This window comes from Piscibacillus salipiscarius JCM 13188, assembly GCF_001311865.1.
Taxonomy (GTDB): Bacteria; Bacillota; Bacilli; order Bacillales; family Alkalibacillaceae; genus Piscibacillus; species Piscibacillus salipiscarius.
In genome coordinates this window covers 129,329-143,089 of record NZ_BBCD01000003.1, presented here as the reverse complement: position 1 = coordinate 143,089, position 13,761 = coordinate 129,329, and the positions used below count along the sequence as shown (strand labels likewise).

Below are 13,761 nucleotides of genomic sequence, written 5' to 3'. Positions count from 1 at the left end.
CCTGGATTGTCATCCAAGTGCACATAACTAAATAAATTTCTTTGTTAAGTTATAAACAGATTATTCACATCTTCCACAATAAAATTAAAACTAAACCTTAATTATCCACAGAAGCTAAGAACAATTGTTTGTGAAAAATAGTTTTATCCTCAAGTTTATTAAAACTATCCCCAGATTATGTGGATTTGTCCCCATCTATACACAGGTTTATTAACAATTTGTGTGTATGTTTGTTGATTTTGTCATAAAAATGCAAAAAAAGTCTTTCTTTCTCTGTGTATAAGTGCATCATTCGACATTAGAATTAATCTATCTTGATCTGATATTGTGGATGGTTTTTGTGTTCGCGATAAAATTGAACGATTGCAGGGACGACTTCTTTAAAATCTGGACAACTAATACCAGACCCCTTTAAATCTTGAACGGCCTGAGAACAATCATGCTCAGCTAATAAGCGAGAGTAATCAAGAGATTCTTTTTCAACTCGTAACCATTTTCTTGTAACGCTTAAAGATAAACTTAATCTTGCTAAAGTTAAAGGTGTTGTCCACTTAGGCATTTTCCCGAGGAATTCCTGCATTAACATTGAGTAAACCTCTCTCATGCGGTATGGGTTCGGGTCTGCGAGGTGATAGGTTTTCCCTTCACCTTTGGTTGCGTGAGCTAAATAGATAGTGGATTCAAAAATATAGTCAACTGGGACAAAATTACCATAAGCATCACTTTTACCGATATAAGGTATGGGGAATGTTTTAAGAGCATCCATTAAATTAAGCATAAAGTAAGGACCGTCAAATTTAATGGTTTCTCCAGTTTTAGAATGCCCGCAGACAACTCCGGGTCTAATAATCGTCGTTGGTATATTAACTTTTAATTGATCAACCAAAACTTCAGCTTCAAATTTTGTTTGCTCATAATGGTTTTTAAATTCTTGTCTGCAGTCGAGTTCAGTTTCAAGTATTTTTCCAGTACGTTTTCCAGAGACATAAGCCGTGCTGAAATAGACGTAACGCTTAAGATGGTTAAGTGTTTTGACCCACTCGTTTACCTGTTGAGTTCCTCTTACGTTTACGTTAAAAGCAATTGACTTTGGAACAGCTAAAGCGTAAATGGCAGCAAGATGAAATACATAATGAATGTTGTTGATGAAAAGCTCTTGATAAGTAATATCCATATCCAAATTAGGTTTGGTAATATCACCAGGTACCACATGAATTAAATTAGGACTAATCTGCTTTTCATCAATTATGTTGTTAATTTCTTCTTCAGCTCGATCCATCATTTCAGGTAATACTAAAACAAAATTGACTCAGGTTGTTGATCTTCAATAAGCTGTCTAATAAGGTTGTTTGCGATAAAACCTGGAAAGCCTGTAAAGAAGTAATTTGCCATTAGCTTGACGCCTTCTTTCTTTGTTCATTTTATATTCTTTAAAATGCCTTTTAACGTCTTTGACAAGTAGTGCATTTATACTAACGTCTCTTAACTGTGTTAACACTTATTTCCATATAGTGTGTCTTTTTTCCTTCTAACTTTAGAAAGGATTTTAGCGCTTTTTAATGAATTTAGTAAAATAGAGAAAAATAGAAAGAGTATGGTTTAGATTGGAGAGACATTATGAAGAACTCTGAACGTTATCTCATTGCGTTTAATCAGATTGAGAAGTTTTTAAGTAATGAAATGAATCAGAATGGTCAGCATGTTGGTTTTTCTAAAGCGGTTCATCAAGTAGGTAAAAACAATCGTATTGTGAATCGTTTCAAGGAAGATTTATTGGAATTTGCGGTATTGCGAAATGCGATTGTTCACGAACGAACAGACCCTGAATATGTCATCGCGGAGCCTCACGATTCGACTGTAGAAAAAATCGAAAAGATCTTAAACGAGCTAACTGAACCAAAAAAGTTATACCGACCTTTTCCCAAGAAGTTAAATCTTTTATTGTCACAGACTCGCTTGCCGATGTCCTGAATATAATTAAAGATACTCATATTCTCAGTTTCCAGTTTATGATGGGAAAGAATTTAAAGGACTACTGACTGCCAATGGCATTACAAACTGGTTAGCAGAGACGGTGGATGAGGATCTCTTGTCGCGTAATGAGACAACACTAGAAGATATTTTGAACTATGAAGAAGGAACAGAAAATTATAAGTTTGTTTCTAGAGATTTATCCATTTATGAAGCAGAAGATATTTTTAAGGACCAAGTAAATAAAGAGGATCGGATTGATGCCGTATTAATAACCCACCACGGAAAACCCGACGAGTCATTATTGGGTATCATTTCGGCATGGGATATAATTGATATACCTTAAAGGAAGGGGGATTTTATATGAAATATTTTGCTTGTTTTTTAACTATGAAGGATGAGGAGAAGAGCCGGAAATATCGCCCGCAACACTTAGATTTTCTTGAAACCATGAGGCAAGAGAAGAAGGTCTTAATGAATGGCAGGTTTACAGATGGAGCAGGAGGATTAATCATCTATAGAGCTAATAGTTTAGATGAAGCAATAGACATGGCTGAGCAGGACCCATATATTCATGTAGGTGCACGTGAGTACGAGATACACGAATGGGACTTAGTGTCAGAATACAACTTTGATTAAGGGAGAGATCGTCATGAAAATCGGTTTTATTGGTCTAGGAATAATGGGGAAACCTATGTGTAAGAACTTGATTAAAACTGGCTATGACATTGTTGTTTCAAGTTCTAAAAACGAAACGAATCAGGAGCTGAAACAAGCTGGTGCAACGGTATTAAATACATATAAAGAATTGGCGTCAACTTCAGATGTAGTTATTACGATGGTGCCTAATTCACCAGAAGTAAAAGCGGTCATTGATGAGATTAAAGATAAACTTAAGCAAGGGGCGACTGTCATTGATATGAGTTCTATTGCCCCAATAGCAAGTCAAGAGATAGCGGAGGTTCTAAAAGAGCGAGGGGTTGGCTTCTTAGATGCTCCAGTTAGTGGTGGAGAACCTAAAGCCATCGAAGGTACAGTGTCAGTTATGGTTGGAGGTAATGAAGAAACGTTCGAGAAATGTAAACCCATTTTAGAATCTATGGCAGGGTCAGTCGTTCGCGTTGGAGATGTTGGAGCAGGGAATTCAGCGAAGTTAGCTAATCAGATTATCGTGGCATTAAATATTTCGGCTGTGTCAGAGGCATTTGTGTTAGCGAAAAACATGGGAGTTGATTTAGAGCTGATTCATCAGGCGATTCGCGGTGGACTTGCTGGTAGCACCGTGTTGGATGCTAAAGGTCCGATGATGATTGAGCGTGACTTTAAGCCAGGGTTTAAAATTGATTTACACTTAAAAGATCTAAACAATGTGATGGAAACGGCAGAAGAATTAGGTGTTTCATTACCATTAAGTCAATTGATGCAGGACGCACTTAGGACTTTATCAAATGAAGGCTATGGTCAAGAAGATCACTCTGCCATTCTGAGGTACTTTGAAAACATGCACACTTAAAAAAAGTCCCTTCAACTCTAATTAGTGGTTGAAGGGACTTTCACGTTATGCTATCGACAATAGAAATCACATCTTAACTCCTCTCTTTAAGAAAATAATGGGGGTTAACGTCGGTGTTTAGCTTTACGAGCTTGCTCTTGTTGCTTTTCATATCGTCGATAACGCTCTTTGTACATGACGCTGTGTAACTGCGTGTCAAATAAATACATAATCTTTGGCCTCCTTTTTTCTTTGTTCACTTATAGTTTACCCGGGTCTAGGCCTTGGCAAAACGTATTTAAGGTTGAATTCGCATCCACCTCAAGTCGGATTTTGACTTCAGACCAATAAAAAAACGACCGATCTGACATCGGTCGTCATTTATATTAAATACGGCTTTAGAACTGGTTTGAGTTTACGTTTCACTTCTTTTCCCCAGCCTTTAACCGCATCTGTTGTCGTGCCTTCTTCGTATGCGATTTCCTTAATGCCTCTTCCTTGAATAATACGCTTTTGCACATAAACCCATTGCTTTTCTGTTAATGCGTTTTTTACCATATCCCAAAATAATGGATCGAAGTTTTCAATGTTGGAATCATTTACAGCTTCTTCTTGGAAGAATTCACTGATCGTTTCATGTTCAATTAAGCGGCTTTTTTTACGTATTAAGTCAATGAGTCTGCTTCGGATCGTGATGTATGTAATTTTTGGGAATGAGTCGCGGCCATAAAACTTTTGATAAGATTCCCATAAAGCAATAAGTCCTTGTTGATAAAACTCACCGTCTCTGTCTTGGATGTTCAATTTATGAATTAAATGGTAAATCATACTTTCATATTCAGCTAAGATCTCACTAAAGTCTTTTGTCTGCTTTTGTAACAAACCTTCCATATCTATCCCCCTCTTCATAAAACTTAAGATAGAGTGAAATCGACTACTTGTCATCTTACTTTTAGAGAGAAAAATTTTATTAACCTCATTAGAAAATTCAATTTTCTCGGCAATTTAAGCAAAAAAGCTAAAAAACATAACGAAAAGTTAAAATTCGAAAACTAGTTTTCAAACATATAATCGCATGCAAAATTAAATAGGGCGGAAGCAAAAAAACTTGCTTTTCATGAGGTCAATTGATTACGATTGAATCTAGTATTTTGTAGGCAGGAGTGAATTAAATGAGTTTAAAGATTGTAGGTATTAGTGGTAGTCATAGACACGAATCCATTAATAAAAAGTTGCTAGATTTTGTATCAGAACAGGTGCCAAGTCATGTTGAGTATGAATATGTGGACTACTCAGATGTTCCTTTATTTAACCAGGATCAGGAAAAGCCTGTGCCGGAGAGTGTAAAAGCATTTAAGGAAAAAGTAGAGTCAGCTGATATTCTATTATTCTCAACACCTGAATATAATGGTTCGATTCCAGGGGTGTTAAAAAATGGGATTGACTGGCTGTCACGACCAGCAGGGCAAAGTTCTATTAAAGGTAAAGTAGCAGGAGTAATGGGAGCCGCACCTGGACAAGGTGGTACGTTAAAAGCTCAGCTGCATTTACGAGAGGTATTAAGCCACATGGATGTCGATGTACCAGGACAACCGCGCTTAATGTGTAGTTTTGCTGGTGACAAAATGAAAGATGGTCGTTTTAACCTTGAAGGTAAAGATTTAGAAACAACGCAAAATTTAATCAAACGTTTGATTGAAATGGCAGAAGCTTATAAAAAAGAAACCGTATCTGTTTAAATTTGAAAATCCAACCGCACGAGTGGCGGTTGGATTTTTTTATTCAATGGTAGATAAACTAAATTTTGGGGTTGATAAAAGGGCGATTTGTACTCCGTCGACAAATTTCGGGGTAGATATATATCAAAGTGGGGTGGATAATTCACGAAATGGGGTAGATAAATTAGGAATTTTGCTAGGCACCTCCCTATTATGTACTCGCACCAATATAGGCATTTGTACATATGATGCTCCAAAAGGGGGACATCAATATGGAACTAACTTTAGCGCATTGGTTATATGCGTTCGTTACATTAGTCGTCATCTTGACAATGGTGTTCAGGAAAGGCGTTGTGCTCCCGACGCTTCTTGGAACATTTCTCGTCGCTTGGGTTTATAAAGGTAGCTTAGTGACGGGATTTACCGCTGTCTTTAATGCGAACTTAACGGCTGCAAAAGAGCTTTTCAGTATCTTCTTAATCATTACATTTATGGTTGCGTTATTACATTCTTTAAAGGATCTTGGAGCCGATCAACAAATGATTGCGCCGGTTCAGCGAATTATGACAAATGGACACGTTGCTTTCTTGGTGTTAGTAGGTAGCACGTTTGTTATTTCATTGTTTTCTGGCCAACACCTGCAGTTCCGTTAATTGGAGCTTTACTGATTCCTGCAGCTGTAAGGGTAGGAATGCCAATAATGGGAGCGGCCATGGTCATGGCGCTTGCAGGGCAAGGAATGGCACTAGCTTCTGACTATGTCATTCAAGTCGCGCCAATGCTAAGTGCTACTGCTGCAGGAGTTGAAACAGCTGTGGTTGCTGATAAAGCATTAATTCTATCTCTTATAACAGGTATTGTAGCCATTACATTTGTTTATCTGACCATGCGAAAACAAATACGCAAACCAAACGACCCAATAAATCTTGAAAATGTAAAAAATTTACCTGGTCAAGAAGAAGCAGATGTTGCGCCGACAAGCGAAAAATGGCAAAAGTTTTTCGCAGTGTTGGTACCTTTAGCTATGCTTGGTGTTATGATTTTTATGGTATACACCAAGTTTGAAGGAGGAAGATCTGGGGGCTTTGAAGGTGGAGATGGTGCAGCTTTAATTGGAGGAGTTGCTGTCATTTTACTCGCTTTTGCAACCATGGCTTATGGTAAGGTCAAAGCATTAGACCGAGTCAGCGAGCATATTGTTAGTGGATTTGTATTTGCTTTTAAAGCAATGGGGCCCGTCATTCCGATTGCAGGTTTCTTCTTTCTAGGAAGTAGTGACTTTGCAGGAAGTATTTTAAGTATGGGAGAAGCTGATCCACCAGCATTCTTGTTTGATTTAGTTCAAGCAGGGCAAAATGCCATTCCTGAAAGTGCGTTCTTAACGGCGTTTGGAATCCTCATCATAGGAATCATCACAGGTCTTGATGGGTCTGGGTTCTCAGGACTTCCATTAACAGGCGCTTTATCTGGTGCACTGGCTAATGGCGGACTCGAGCCATCCACCTTAGCAGCAATTGGTCAAATGGGATCCATCTGGACAGGTGGCGGTACGATTGTTGCTTGGTCATCACTAGTTGCTGTCGCGGGCTTCTGTGGTGTATCTGCACTAGAACTTGCTAGGAAAAACTTTATTCCCGTTATGTTGGGCTTAATCGTTTCGACACTAATAGCTCTTTGGATTTGGTAGATATTTAACTTAACTACCCGACTTGTTCGGGTAGTTTTTTAGTTTAAAAATCTAATAGGTTTTTAAATTAAAATGGTATGATAGATGTATTAAATGGTAAGGTGATCAGATGGAAAAACATTTATTATGGATTTGGATTGGAATTCTATTAGTCGTTTGGGGCTTCAGCTTAGGGGATTTATCTCAAATTAGAGCCTTCCAATACTTTGGGAGTGCTTGTTTCTTTGCCGTTATTTTTTACTACCTGCACTAAAATATCATAAGTATATAACTATAACGGGAATTGTAACAGCCTCAGTCATTACGACACTTGTATTCTGGCAAGAGGTGAGTGCACTACAAATCTTAACGTTTACATATCTATTAGGAGAGACAGTCTATCGTTTGGAAGGATGGGCAGTTTATATAGCTGGAAGTTTAATAGCGGTTAACATCATTCTTTTATCGCCAATTTCGGTTACTTTTTCGATCATTTATGCCGTTTTTGCACTGGTTGTTTCGTTTAGTAGTTATCAAAAACTTACTCAATTGAATGATGCGGACTCCAGGTACCAAGCGCTTTTGCACGAATATCGAAAAATAAAACTTAAGTCAGCAACAGATGAAAAATTAGCCAGACAGGAAGAACGTACGCAAATTGGCCGTGAGATCCATGATCGAGTTGGACATAAGTTAACTAATTTACTTATGCAATTAGAGGTTACGCGCATGGAGTCAGTCGGTGATACCAAAACAAAATTAACGAACTTAAAATGCTCGCAAAAGATAGCTTAGAAGAGACGAGAAGTGCTGTAAAGGCGATGGATCATGAAGATGTCGGTGGATTAACGGCAATTGTTAGGCTTATAAGAAAGCTAGAGGCTGAGAATTATATACGAATTCACTTTTCAGCAAAACATAAAGCATTTAGCTCTGATTTAACAGTGGATCAAGCTGTCGTCGTCTACCGTGCGATCCAGGAGGCATTAACGAATGTGATGAAACATAGCGCACAAAGGGAAGTGTCAATTCTATTCGAGTCGCCAGGTGAGAGTGTGTTTAGATTTGAGGTAAGTAACCCGGTTAAAGAACACGAAGATTTTCAAGAAGGGTTTGGACTTAAGTCGATGCGTGAGCGACTTTCAAGCTTAGGTGGAGAGTTAGACGTGCGAATCTACCAAAATCGTTTTCTATTACGTGGTACGATACCATTGAAGGAAAAAGGGAGTGAGTGAAATGGCACGAATAGTCATTGCTGAGGATCAGTCACTTGTCGTTCAAGGATTAAAAATGATGATTGAAACGGACGGAAACCTTCAAGTCACAGGTGAAGCTCGTAATGGAAAAGAGGTTATAGAGCTTTGTGAGAAACAATGGTTTGATTTGGCCCTACTTGATATTAGAATGCCCGTTATGGATGGGCTTGAAGCGGCAAAAATCATTCGTGAACGATGGCCTGACATGAAAGTGTTAATGCTTACAACATTTAATGATGATGAATATGCTTTAGAAGCTTTAAGAATTGGTGCGCATGGCTACATGTTAAAAGATGCAGATGCAGAATCATTGATAAGGTCTATTAAAAGTTGTCTGAGTGGTGGACTTCAAATACAAGGTGAAGTAGCAGCTAAAGTCGTCCCTAGATTATTTGATCACAAAGAAGCTAAACCCAAATTACAGCACGAGTTAACACCAAGAGAGACAGATATTTTAAAACGTATTGGTGAAGGTAAAAACAATAAAGAAATTGCTGACGAACTTGCTTTATCAGTAGGGACCGTTAAAAATAATATAAGTGTTTTGTTAGATAAATTGTATCTTCGAGATCGGACTCAATTGGCTATTTTTGCGATAAAAAATGACATCGTTTAATAAAGTGACTTAAGTCACGATGATTTGTGACTAGAGGCAGTGTTTACACTGTCTTCTTTTTATACATTAAAGGTAAGTTGAATGATAGGGAGAGTGGAACATGTTAGAAACGGTGGATTTGAGAAAAGTATATAAACGTAATATTGCCGCAGATGATGTCAATCTATATTTAGATAAAGGGGAGTCAGTTGGTCTACTTGGACCTAATGGAGCTGGTAAATCAACAACTATATCAATGATATCAACTTTACTTAAACCAACAGCAGGTGAGGTGAAGTGGCATGGAGAGAGTGTCATTAAGAACCCCTCGTTAATTCGTAATGTGTTAGGTGTGGTTCCTCAAGAAATCGCTCTATATGAAGAGTTAACCGCACGTGAAAACTTGAAGTTTTTCGGAAAGATCTACGGTATTAAAGGTAAACAGCTTGATCAAAAGATTGATGAAGTACTGGAAATCGTGGGGTTAAAAGAACGGCAGAAAGAGCTAGTGAAAACCTATTCAGGTGGGATGAAGAGGCGTATTAATATAGCCGTCGCTCTGCTTCATGAACCGGAAATTATTATGATGGATGAACCCACAGTCGGTATTGATCCACAATCGCGTCATTATATTCTTGAGATGGTACGGAAGTTGAATGAGGAAAAGGGAATGACGGTACTATATACAAGTCATTACATGGAGGAAGTCGAGAAGCTGTGTGATCGTATTTACATCATGGATTACGGGAAAGTCATTGCTACGGGAACTAAAGATGAGCTGACAAGTATTTTATCAAGTGAAGAAGCGATCCTTATTGAACTTGATCGAGATGAACCTGAATTAGTTGAACAACTTAAGAGTGTCGAAGGAATCCTTCAAGTGATTGAAAGAGAAAAAGCAATTAAATTAATTGTTCCTAAGGGATCGCGAATGCTTGGAACTATTTTTCAAATAGCTGAACAACTAGAAACTCAAATTAGTAGTATTAATGTTCAGGTGCCAACGTTAGAGGATGTATTTTTACATTTAACTGGACGAAATTTAAGGGACTAAGGGGAGAACGCTATGTGGAATTTCTTAAAAAAAGACATCCTCGTCTTGATGCGAGATCGTACAGAATTGGCAGTTCTACTCTTAATGCCCTTAATTTTGACTGCCATTTTAGGCTTCGCATTAGGAAGTGTTATGGGTGGAAGTACGGATGCGATTGAAGCTAGAATAGCAATCGTTCAAGAAGATCAAGTTGAAGAAGGTTCTGAACGTTTTATTAAAGGGTTAGAAGGATTACCATCACCAGCAATTAAAGAATTGTCTGAAGCGGCTCAAACATTTAACCCTACTTCCATTATTGAAGAAGCAATAAAAGGAACTGATATTTACCAGATTAGTCATCTGAATATAGAAGAAGCAGAGGAAGCTCTTCGTGATGAAGAAGTCGTTGCTATTCTAACAATTCCAAAGGATTTTACGTATAAAAACGTTAAATAAACTTTTGCTTGATCAAGGGTCAGGTCCAGAATTAGTCATTAAATCGGGAGATCACAATGTTTTTACAAGTACTGTTTTTCAAGATGTGGTTGATCTAATTGTCTCCCAGCTTAATTTGACTTCTGCAGTCGAAAAAGTAGCAGCAGAAAATGGAGTGACGGTAGATTATCAAACTAGTTCAAGACAAATTGGCGGAAGAGAGAATGTAACCGAACGTCCTGCCATGTCTGCGCTAAAGTATTATACGTTTGCGATGGCCGTAATGTTTGCACTTTATATCGCGTCAACGATCGCAACAAAAGCTTTTAATGAAAATACTAGACATACGTTTAGCCGAATTATATTAGCAGGTAGAAGTCCTATACTGTACTTATCTGGAAAAGGGTTATCGAGTGCTATTCTAGTCATAATTCAGCTTTCTATATTAATTATGATATCAGTGTTTGTATATCAATCTTTTAAATTTATATCGATCGTGGATGCATTAGGAATTGGATTGATTACTTTTGTTTTTGCAATTAGCATCGGGGCAATTGCAGTCTTATTGACGTCCATTGTAATGAGAGCAAACAGTTTATCTGTTGCGGGTTTTTTCGCAGGTGCTGGCGTAAGTGTATTTGCCTTTTAGGTGGAAGTTTCGTACCAAAAACGCAACTTCCTGACATAATAAACTCATTAGGTAATTGGACGCCAAACGGTCTTGCATTAACTGCTTATTTACAATGGTCCCAGGGGTTAGGATTCGAATACATTGCAACACCATTGATCAAAATTCTAGTTATGTCTTTAGTGATAACAATTATAAGTATTGTGATTTATCCAAGAAAGAGGGTGGTTTAGGTGAGAGCAATTTTTTAAACTACAATGGCAACGGCTAAAAAGAGAACCACTTCTCACTGGATCAATGATATTAATGACGATCGTATTTGTTATGGTCATGGGTGGGTTTAATGCAACAGGGCAAATAACTGTACCGGTGTTTTTTCAAGGTGACATCGAAAATAAAGAGCATTGGATCGATGAATTAAATGAATCGACGGATACCTTTAAATTTGTCCAAAAAGATGAAGAATTAGCTTTAGAAGGAGTGGCTCTCGGTGAATATAACTACGCAGTGAGGCTCATGAAAGACGATTACCGTATTTTAATGATGGCAGAGAATAACCAAATGTACTCTCTTGATCAAGTATTTTATCAATACATGTCTAGTAAAAATTTACTGAGTGAAGCGGCAATACAGGTTGAGGATCCTAAAGCTTTTGTAGAACAGGTAAACGAATCTTTGACTGAACCGACTTTAACAGTCAATAGAGTCATTGAGGGTGAAGAGGATTCTAGTGGTTATAATCAGCAACTGCAAACATTATTTGGAATGACTCTGTTCTTCTCTTTATATACCATCATGTTTAGCTTAGGTAAAATCGCCCTTGAGAAGCAAACAGGTACAATGAATCGTATCATTTTGTCACCTATTAAAAAGTGGCAAGTGTATTTAGGCTATATGAGTTTTTCTTATTTGTTAGGTTTTGTTCAGATTGTCTCAGTCATACTTTTGTTTAAGTATTTATTTGGGTTTGAAGTGGGAGATCAAATGCAAGCGGTATTATTGACGGTTGCTTGCTTTGTCTTTGCGATCGTAGCGTTATCTATGTTAGTACTTGGTTTGGTTAAAAATTATCAACAATTAAACGCAGTCATACCGATTGTGTCAGTAAGTATGGCAATGATTGGTGGTGCATTTTGGCCACTTGAAATTGTAAGTAATCGCTTTATTTTAGCTATCGCAAAAATAGACCCTATCGCTTATGCCATGGAGGCCCTTCAATCCGTAACGATGTTCGGTCAAGAAATATCGAATATATATGATTCTCTTGCTATTTTAGTTTTCATCGGAGTCTTATGTATCGGGGTGGGCATCAATTTAATGGAGAGAAGGTCTTAGGTTATGAAAAAGCACGCAGGCTATGACATTCTATTTTATCTGGTAATCCCGTTAATTATATGGAATTATGGTAGAGATCTAATGGGAGACTATTACGCTATTTTATTATCTACTTTTCCAGGTTTTCTTTACACTGTCTATCGATTCATTGAGCAAAGGCAAATTAATATTACTGGAATGTTTGTAATAACTACTTTATTGATCTCAACTATGGTGGATATTTTATCTCCAGATGCTAAGGCAATGCTTTGGAATCAAGTCTATCTTGGATATGCTTTTGCGGGAGTGTTCCTTTTTTCTATGCTTATTAAGAAACCATTAGCATTGTATTTAGCAGTTGATTTTGCTTATTTACAAGGCTATGAGCGAAAAATAGTTTAAATCTGTTTAAGAAAAAAGAAATTTTTAAATTATACCAACTCTTGACGGCATTGTTTGTCATTCGTGGTATTTTTCAAAGTTACTTTAAATCTTGGTTGTTACAAGCATATGGTGTAGATGGTTATGGTCAAATGTTAATTTATCTTAAATTGTCCGGCTGGATATTCGGTGGATTAATTGTTGCTGGATTTTTTATACGGGTCATAAGATTAATCTATATGTAAAGCAGCATATTCAAATGGGCAAAGGCAAGGAAGCTTAAGTATTAGATATTAAAAAGGCACCCACTTTTTTGAGTAGGTGCCTTTTTCTGCTTTTGATTTATTTTGCTTGTAACCTAGCGATACGATCATCTAAATCAGGGTGTGAAGAGAATAGATTCATTTTTGTTTTGTTGTTAATTTTTAATGTTTGTACAGCATTGTCATCGTGGTGAGGATCGCGTACTCGGTTAACCTGCTGTTTTAGTGCTTCAAGCGCATGAATCATCTTATCTTTACCCGCTAGATCTGCACCACCACGGTCTGCGTGATACTCACGATAACGTGAATAAGCGAAGACAACCATCGATCCTAAAATTGAAAATAGAATTTGGAAAATGATGATGGCTGCAAAATGTACAACAAACTTCATTTCTTCTCTAACAAAACTTGATACAATGCTTGCTACTACGCGTGATAGGAATACTACGAATGTGTTCACAACGCCTTGTAGTAATGTCATGGTGACCATATCACCATTAGCTACGTGAGCCACTTCGTGAGCTAAGACGCCCTCTACAGCATCATCATCCATTGATTCTAGTAATCCTGAAGAAACCGCAACGAGTGAGCGCTTCTTAGAAGGGCCTGTTGCAAAAGCATTCACTTCACGTGAACGGTAAATCCCAACTTCTGGCATGTGCATAAGACCTGCTGCACGAGATAGACGATGCACACGGTCAACGAGTTCTTTTTCTTGAGCTGACATTGATTTTCCAGGATCTATAACGCGAACACCCATCATTTTCTTAGCCATCCAGCGTGACATAGCTAATGAAATGAAAGCGCCAGCGAAACCTACCACAATACTAAAGACACCTAAAGATACAAAATTAATACCGCCGACTCCATTGATTCCGCCGATATTACCTAAGTCAAAAAATGAGGTTAAAACGGACCAAACAATAACTATTGTGGCCATGACTAGAATGTTCGTTAATAAAAAGTAAAATATACGTTTACCCAATCTATTGTCCCCCTGCTTGTTTGA

16 protein-coding genes and 1 pseudogene are annotated in these 13,761 nt (G+C 37.6%); 14 read left to right on the top strand and 3 right to left on the bottom strand.

Going from position 1 to position 13,761, the window contains the following annotated elements:
• Nucleotides 1-304 precede the first annotated feature (304 nt).
• Nucleotides 305-1,282 carry an SDR family oxidoreductase gene (locus tag JCM13188_RS03490; RefSeq protein WP_369404797.1) on the bottom strand — a complete coding sequence of 326 codons (978 nt, stop codon included), beginning with the start codon at nt 1,280-1,282 and terminating at the stop codon, nt 305-307.
• 335 nt (nt 1,283-1,617) lie between these two features.
• Between JCM13188_RS03490 and JCM13188_RS03485 the strand changes: the two genes are divergently transcribed.
• From JCM13188_RS03485 to garR, 4 genes are all read left to right on the top strand, one after another.
• Nucleotides 1,618-1,971, top strand: coding sequence for a hypothetical protein (locus JCM13188_RS03485; protein ID WP_054752158.1), 354 nt, complete (start codon nt 1,618-1,620; stop codon nt 1,969-1,971).
• Nucleotides 1,972-2,089: 118 nt separating this feature from the next.
• On the top strand, nt 2,090-2,317 hold the full coding sequence (locus JCM13188_RS03480; RefSeq protein WP_279401320.1) for a CBS domain-containing protein: 228 nt from the start codon (nt 2,090-2,092) through the stop codon (nt 2,315-2,317).
• A gap of 17 nt (nt 2,318-2,334) precedes the next feature.
• Entirely contained in the window at nt 2,335-2,610 is a 276-nt protein-coding gene (locus JCM13188_RS03475; protein WP_054752155.1) for a YciI family protein, read from the top strand.
• A 13-nt stretch (nt 2,611-2,623) separates the two neighbouring features.
• Complete coding sequence (gene garR, locus JCM13188_RS03470) at nt 2,624-3,484, top strand: 2-hydroxy-3-oxopropionate reductase (protein ID WP_054752153.1); 861 nt, start codon at nt 2,624-2,626, stop codon at nt 3,482-3,484.
• Between the two features lie 360 nt (nt 3,485-3,844).
• Here the strand turns inward: garR and JCM13188_RS03465 are convergent, their stop codons facing one another.
• The gene (locus JCM13188_RS03465; RefSeq protein ID WP_054752151.1) at nt 3,845-4,354 is read right to left on the bottom strand and encodes a sigma-70 family RNA polymerase sigma factor; all 510 of its coding nucleotides are present in this window, start codon (nt 4,352-4,354) and stop codon (nt 3,845-3,847) included.
• Nucleotides 4,355-4,635: 281 nt separating this feature from the next.
• On the opposite strand from JCM13188_RS03465, the gene JCM13188_RS03460 reads away from it, so the two are divergent.
• From JCM13188_RS03460 to JCM13188_RS03415, 10 genes and pseudogenes are all read left to right on the top strand, one after another.
• Nucleotides 4,636-5,202: an NADPH-dependent FMN reductase gene (locus tag JCM13188_RS03460; protein ID WP_054752150.1), complete on the top strand. Its 567-nt coding sequence runs from the start codon at nt 4,636-4,638 to the stop codon at nt 5,200-5,202.
• Between the two features lie 251 nt (nt 5,203-5,453).
• A pseudogene (locus JCM13188_RS03455) lies at nt 5,454-6,868 on the top strand (hypothetical protein).
• 216 nt (nt 6,869-7,084) lie between these two features.
• Nucleotides 7,085-7,642 (top strand): histidine kinase, encoded by a 558-nt coding sequence (locus JCM13188_RS03450; protein ID WP_054752149.1) that lies wholly within the window; start codon nt 7,085-7,087, stop codon nt 7,640-7,642.
• A complete protein-coding gene (locus tag JCM13188_RS03445) occupies nt 7,621-8,082 on the top strand; it encodes a sensor histidine kinase (protein WP_054752148.1) in 462 nt (153 codons plus the stop codon). The genes JCM13188_RS03450 and JCM13188_RS03445 overlap by 22 nt, the downstream gene beginning before the upstream one ends.
• Before the next feature lies 1 nt (nt 8,083).
• The gene (locus tag JCM13188_RS03440; RefSeq protein WP_054752147.1) at nt 8,084-8,719 is read left to right on the top strand and encodes a response regulator; all 636 of its coding nucleotides are present in this window, start codon (nt 8,084-8,086) and stop codon (nt 8,717-8,719) included.
• Nucleotides 8,720-8,819: 100 nt separating this feature from the next.
• Nucleotides 8,820-9,752 (top strand): ABC transporter ATP-binding protein, encoded by a 933-nt coding sequence (locus JCM13188_RS03435; protein WP_054752146.1) that lies wholly within the window; start codon nt 8,820-8,822, stop codon nt 9,750-9,752.
• A 12-nt stretch (nt 9,753-9,764) separates the two neighbouring features.
• Nucleotides 9,765-10,187: an ABC transporter permease gene (locus JCM13188_RS03430; RefSeq protein WP_054752144.1), complete on the top strand. Its 423-nt coding sequence runs from the start codon at nt 9,765-9,767 to the stop codon at nt 10,185-10,187.
• A gap of 4 nt (nt 10,188-10,191) precedes the next feature.
• A complete protein-coding gene (locus JCM13188_RS03425; protein ID WP_054752142.1) occupies nt 10,192-10,815 on the top strand; it encodes an ABC transporter permease in 624 nt (207 codons plus the stop codon).
• A 285-nt stretch (nt 10,816-11,100) separates the two neighbouring features.
• Nucleotides 11,101-12,129, top strand: coding sequence for an ABC transporter permease (locus JCM13188_RS03420; protein ID WP_054752140.1), 1,029 nt, complete (start codon nt 11,101-11,103; stop codon nt 12,127-12,129).
• Between the two features lie 3 nt (nt 12,130-12,132).
• Nucleotides 12,133-12,510, top strand: coding sequence for a VC0807 family protein (locus tag JCM13188_RS03415; RefSeq protein ID WP_054752138.1), 378 nt, complete (start codon nt 12,133-12,135; stop codon nt 12,508-12,510).
• 321 nt (nt 12,511-12,831) lie between these two features.
• Here JCM13188_RS03415 and htpX read toward each other — a convergent pair whose 3' ends face one another.
• Entirely contained in the window at nt 12,832-13,737 is a 906-nt protein-coding gene (gene htpX / locus JCM13188_RS03410) for a protease HtpX (RefSeq protein WP_054752136.1), read from the bottom strand.
• Nucleotides 13,738-13,761: the final 24 nt, after the last annotated feature.

What these genes read in the sequence shown, in the direction of transcription:
- JCM13188_RS03490 (WP_369404797.1), bottom strand. Translation starts at nt 1,282, where the DNA reads ATGATGGATCGAGCTGAAGAAGAAATTAACAACATAATTGATGAAAAG.
- JCM13188_RS03485 (WP_054752158.1), top strand. Translation starts at nt 1,618, where the DNA reads ATGAAGAACTCTGAACGTTATCTCATTGCGTTTAATCAGATTGAGAAG.
- JCM13188_RS03475 (WP_054752155.1), top strand. Translation starts at nt 2,335, where the DNA reads ATGAAATATTTTGCTTGTTTTTTAACTATGAAGGATGAGGAGAAGAGC.
- garR (WP_054752153.1), top strand. Translation starts at nt 2,624, where the DNA reads ATGAAAATCGGTTTTATTGGTCTAGGAATAATGGGGAAACCTATGTGT.
- JCM13188_RS03465 (WP_054752151.1), bottom strand. Translation starts at nt 4,354, where the DNA reads ATGGAAGGTTTGTTACAAAAGCAGACAAAAGACTTTAGTGAGATCTTA.
- JCM13188_RS03460 (WP_054752150.1), top strand. Translation starts at nt 4,636, where the DNA reads ATGAGTTTAAAGATTGTAGGTATTAGTGGTAGTCATAGACACGAATCC.
- JCM13188_RS03445 (WP_054752148.1), top strand. Translation starts at nt 7,621, where the DNA reads ATGCTCGCAAAAGATAGCTTAGAAGAGACGAGAAGTGCTGTAAAGGCG.
- JCM13188_RS03440 (WP_054752147.1), top strand. Translation starts at nt 8,084, where the DNA reads ATGGCACGAATAGTCATTGCTGAGGATCAGTCACTTGTCGTTCAAGGA.
- JCM13188_RS03435 (WP_054752146.1), top strand. Translation starts at nt 8,820, where the DNA reads ATGTTAGAAACGGTGGATTTGAGAAAAGTATATAAACGTAATATTGCC.
- JCM13188_RS03430 (WP_054752144.1), top strand. Translation starts at nt 9,765, where the DNA reads ATGTGGAATTTCTTAAAAAAAGACATCCTCGTCTTGATGCGAGATCGT.
- JCM13188_RS03420 (WP_054752140.1), top strand. Translation starts at nt 11,101, where the DNA reads ATGACGATCGTATTTGTTATGGTCATGGGTGGGTTTAATGCAACAGGG.
- JCM13188_RS03415 (WP_054752138.1), top strand. Translation starts at nt 12,133, where the DNA reads ATGAAAAAGCACGCAGGCTATGACATTCTATTTTATCTGGTAATCCCG.